Origin of the sequence: Tunturiibacter empetritectus (genome assembly GCF_014201375.1) — a bacterium.
In the GTDB taxonomy this organism is placed as follows: domain Bacteria; phylum Acidobacteriota; class Terriglobia; order Terriglobales; family Acidobacteriaceae; genus Edaphobacter; species Edaphobacter lichenicola_D.
Genome location: NZ_JACHDZ010000015.1, coordinates 1 through 1,372 on the forward strand (window position 1 = coordinate 1; position 1,372 = coordinate 1,372).

Here is a 1,372-nt window from a genome sequence, read left to right on the forward strand (position 1 = left end):
GGTCTGCGCAAATGTATTCGTCAATAAGGGCGAAGATGTTGTCAAGGGCAAAGATATCCTTCCCGTTGCCTGGAGCAACGCTCGGAGTCGAAGCTTAGAGACCAGAGCCCGAGCGGATCCCTTTGTCGAATCATCTTGGGTGGAGCGTTCTCCACCAACCATCAATTCGGTCACGACTGCGACCATGATTGCTTATTCGGACACCCAATCTTTATCGGGTGCGAGGGCGCCTACTCAGCCTGTCGGTCTCGCTTGCGCTGACCAGAATACATTTCAGGCTACCCTCGATGAAAGAACCTGTGGATACGGTGTCTGTGTACGAAGCATCCAATACATCCGTATCGCAAGCTTACGAGCCGTCGCCACCTTGGCGACGGTGGAGTGTTTTTGATGGCAGCGGTGCAGATATTCTTTTCGCAATTCAGGATCAAAGCGCACCGCGATGTTGGCTGCTTCCACGAGAAGAAATCGCAAGAGCCGGTTGCCTTGTTTGCTGATCCCACCCATCCGCTGCTTTCCTCCGGAGGAGTGCTCGCGAGGAACCAATCCGAGATAGCTGGCGACCTGCTTGCCACGTGGAAAGCGATGCACATCTCCCAGGGTCAGCACGAAAGCGAGTGCTGTGACGGCACCTATTCCTGGCTGACTCATCAGCAGAGGCACACCTGGATACTCTTGAGCCACTCGCGTCACTGCATCGTTCAGGCTCTCGAGTTGAGCATCCAGCATCGCCAGTAAGCTCAGTAAATCCTTCCTGCGTCGATCTGTCCATGGCGCCAGCGGAAGCGACGCGAGCGCTGCCCGGCCCTCCGTGCTCCACAGTTTCTGCTTCTTCTGCATCCCTTGATTCAGCATGAGATGCTGCAATTCGTTCTTGACCCGGGTACGTATCTGCACCAGTTTGTGACGGTGCATCAGCAATTGGCGATGATCCCGCATCTCGGTGTCTGGTATCCAGATACGTGGAAACCTCTCTTCCACCAGCAGCCGCAGTATGTGTTTTGCATCCCGACGATCCGTTTTCTGCTTCCGCACATAGCTGGCACGAATTTGCGCCGCATCACCGACGCATACCTCGTGACCCAGCTGCTGCAACAGCTGCACGAACCACTGATCATTTCCTACAGTTTCAATGCCCACGATCGCAGGTGAAGCCAGTTTCCGATAGAAGCTTTCGGCTTCTCCGCTCGTGTGCATCAGTTTGTGTTCTTCGGTTGCTCCAGTCTCGGTATCGAGCATGGCGATTTGTTGAAAGCTAGGGTGAAAATCACAACCTATTATGATCATCCCGACTCCTTCCTCACGCTGGCCCTGGTCTCTAAACCAGACATAGTCTACGGGCTTCACTTGAGCCTTCGCCCTTATCTAATCA

General features: G+C 54.2%; 1 protein-coding gene. It reads right to left on the bottom strand.

From position 1 onward, the window contains the following. Positions 1-273: 273 nt before the first annotated feature. Positions 274-1,287, bottom strand: a complete 1,014-nt coding sequence (locus HDF10_RS20525) for an IS110 family RNA-guided transposase (protein WP_183816863.1) — start codon at positions 1,285-1,287, stop codon at positions 274-276. Positions 1,288-1,372 lie beyond the last annotated feature (85 nt).